This window comes from Plantactinospora alkalitolerans, assembly GCF_015690345.1.
Classification (GTDB): domain Bacteria; phylum Actinomycetota; class Actinomycetes; order Mycobacteriales; family Micromonosporaceae; genus Plantactinospora; species Plantactinospora alkalitolerans.
On record NZ_JADPUN010000418.1, the window covers coordinates 1 to 3,312 of the forward strand.

Sequence of the window (3,312 nt, forward strand, 5' to 3'; positions counted from 1 at the left end):
GGCGAGCAGCCGGGTGCCGCCGGCATCCGGCGCCAGCGTGCGGGCGGCCAGCTCGGCCTCGGCCGCGGGCAGCAGCCAGGGCGCCAGCGTCGCGAAGTATCCGCCGAGCAGCACGACCTCCGGGTTCACCAGGTTGGCCAGCAGGGACACGCCGTGCCCGAGGTGCCGGCCGATCTCGGCGAGCGCGTCCAGCGTGGACGGATCGCCCTGGCGGGCCTTCGTCCGGATCCGGTCGACCTCGGGCGCGAAGTCGGCGACCGGTCCGTCCTCCGCCGCGTCCGGCAGCGCCCGACGGATCAGCGCCGGGATGCCGGCCATCGCCTCCAGGCAGCCGTGCCGGCCGCAGGGGCAGAGCGGACCGTCCGGATCGATCGTCACATGGCCCAGTTCGCCGGCGAAGCCGCGCCCGCCGCGCAGCAGCCGGCCGTCGGTCACCACGCCCGCTCCGAGGCCCGCGCCGCCGGTCAGGTGGACCAGGTTGGCGGTGCCGGCGTACGGGCCGTGCCGGTACTCGGCCAGGGCCGCGAGGTTGGCGTCGTTGTCCACCGTCACCTCGAAGGCGGGTTCGCGCAGGGCCCGTCGCAGGTCGGCGCCGAGCGGGAGGTCCCGCCAGCCGAGCGTGGTGGCCAGCCGGACGGCACCGGTGCCGTCCACGAGTCCGGGTACCGCGACGGTGAGACCGAGCACCTGGCGGTCCTGGCCGGTGACCCGGTTGACGGCCCGTCCGGCGAGTGCGGCGATCGCGCTCACCGCCCGGCCGGGGGAGGCGGTCGAGCCGTCGAAGGCCCGGCGCCAGGAGAGCAGTTCGGTGCCGGCGAGGTCGACGGCGACCACGGTCAGCTCGTCGATGCTCACCTCGATGCCGATCGCCGCGTACGGGGCCCCGTCGAGCACCAGCATGGTGGCGGGCCGCCCGATCCGGTTCTCCGCCAGCCCGGTCTCGCGGACCAGACGCCGCTCGATCAGCTCGGCGACCAGGCTGGAGACCGTCGCCTTGTTCAACCCGGTCGAGGCGGCGATGTCCGCCCGCGAGCAGGGTGCGTGCACGCGTACGAAGCGCAGCACGACGGCGAGATTCGTGGCCCGTACGTCGGCGAGATCGGCCGGCTGTGGCCCGGTCTGCGTCGTGATCAAGATCAGCCCCGCTCCCCGCGTATCGGTCTCCGGGTCGGTGCGCTCCGGTCGCCGACAGCGCGCCCCATCATGCCGTACCGCTGCCCGCCGGGGCCATGTCCGCCCGTAGCGCCATGGTGCCGGTGTCTTGTGGCACCGGTCACCGTCGATTACTTTTGTTTGGTCACCCGACGAACTAACTCTACCCCATACCCACCCAGCAACCGAACGAGTTCGCACCCCGCGTGGCTCGCGGGCCACCGCCGTTCGGCGATAACGAAGGGAGCGCCCCGTGGAACCATCCGGCCCGGGCGGCGCCACCAACCGTCGAAACTTCCTCAGCCTGGTGGGCCTCGGTGCCGCGGCGACTGCCGGCAGCGGCCTGCTCGCCGGCTGCGGCGGCGAGGTGGCGCCCACCAGCAAGGCACAGGACCTGGACAAGCTCGCCGGCCTGCTGCCCAACCACAAGGAACTGGCACTGGACATTCCGAAGCCCAGCATCACCGGTATCCGGCCGGTGCCCGACGGCTACACGGAGTTCCCGGCCAGCCTGGTCGACGCCATCGCCGAGACACCCGGAACCAGCGGCCAGAAGATCACCGCGATGACCCCGGCCTGGGGTCCGGCGCCACCCGGGGTGGGGCAGAGCGCCTATCTCGCGGCGGTGAACGCGGAGTTGGGCGTCGAGGTCAACTTCAGCATCCAGGACGGGCTCCTCTACGCCGACAAGCTCAACGCGATGCTCGGGGCGCGGGACGTACCGGACCTGCTCTGCGTGCCCGAGTGGGAGGTGGCGAAGCTGCCGCGCTTCTCCGACGCGGTCGCCGTACTCTTCGAGGACCTCACCGACTATCTCAAGGGTGACGCGGTCGACGCGTACCCGATGCTGGCCACCTTCCCGGCCGGGGCCTGGCGGAACTCGTTCTGGAACGAGCGGCTGATGGCCGTCCCCAACCCGACCGACGGCCCCTTCGCCTGGGCGCTCCTCTACCGCAAGGACCTGCTCGACGCCGCCGGCCTCACCTATCCGAAGACCATCGACGAGCTTTTCGAGGTCGGCAAGGCGGTGACCAACCCCAGCAAGGGGGTCTGGGCCTTCAACGAGATCTTCGCGGTGGTCCAGATGCTCTACAAGGCACCGGGCACCGACGACGGTTGGCGGCTCAAGCCGGACGGCACCCCGGAGTTCAAGTACGAGACGCCGGAGTTCCGGCAGGCCGTCGAGTTCATGGTCAAGGTCTTCCAGGCCGGCCTGGTCCATCCCGACCTGGTGGCGACCAAGGGCGCCGACGCCAAGCAACTGCTCGCGAGCGGCAAGATCGTGTTCATGCAGGACGGCCCCGGCGCGTGGCAGCCCATGCAGGCCGAGCAGCAGAAGATCACCCCAGCCTTCAACATCCAGGCGGTGCCGGCCTTCTCGGCGACCGGCGGTGACCCGCTGGTCTGGGGCGACGACGACCCGATCTCCTTCACCTTCATCAAGAAGGGGTTGGGCAAGGCGCGGGTCGAGGAACTGCTGCGGGTGATCAACTGGTGCTCCGCGCCGTTCGGAACGAAGGAGTTCGACCTGCGCGAGTACGGGGTGGAGGGCAAGCACCACACCCGGACGGCCACCGGTCCGGTCAAGACCGACCTCGGCTTCAAGGAGATCGCCAACCAGTACTTCTTCATCAGCGGTCGCAATCCGGTCATCCAGCCGTTCCCACAGACGCCGAACTTCGTCCGGGACATCCTCACCTACTCCAACGACATGGTGAAGTACCTGGAGAAGGACCCGTGGGCGGGGCTCAAGCTGGAGATGCCGGCCAAGTACAAGGCCAGCCTGAACCCGACCGACGAGAAGATCATCGACGTGATGCGGGGACGCCGCCCGCTGGCCGATCTGGACACGATCATCCAGGAGTGGCGCAGCGGCGGTGGTGACGAGGCTCGCGAGTTCCGTGCCAAGGCACTGTCCGACGCCGGACGATGAGCACTCGCGAGGCGGCCCGGGCGGGCGGTGCCGGGAACGACCGGCACCGCCCGCCCGGCTCATCGGGGCCAGCCGCAACCGGTGCCGTTTCCGGTGCCGACGCCGACGCCGATGCCGTTGCGGGTGCCAGCGCCGACGCCGACGCCGGTGCGGGTGCCAGCGCCGACGCTCCGCCGAGCCCGGCCACCGGTCCCGGCCCCGTCGGCGACCGGGCGGGTGTGTCGGGC

Annotated in this window: 2 protein-coding genes; one reads left to right on the forward strand and one right to left on the reverse strand. The window is 71.0% G+C overall.

All coding sequences use genetic code 11. The features are described from left to right. On the reverse strand, nt 1–1,134 hold a 1,134-nt coding region (locus I0C86_RS40385; protein ID WP_196206598.1), incomplete at its 3' end, for an ROK family transcriptional regulator. Nucleotides 1,135–1,405: 271 nt separating this feature from the next. Between I0C86_RS40385 and I0C86_RS40390 the strand changes: the two genes are divergently transcribed. Further along, entirely contained in the window at nt 1,406–3,085 is a 1,680-nt protein-coding gene (locus tag I0C86_RS40390; RefSeq protein ID WP_196206599.1) for an extracellular solute-binding protein, read from the forward strand. Nucleotides 3,086–3,312 lie beyond the last annotated feature (227 nt).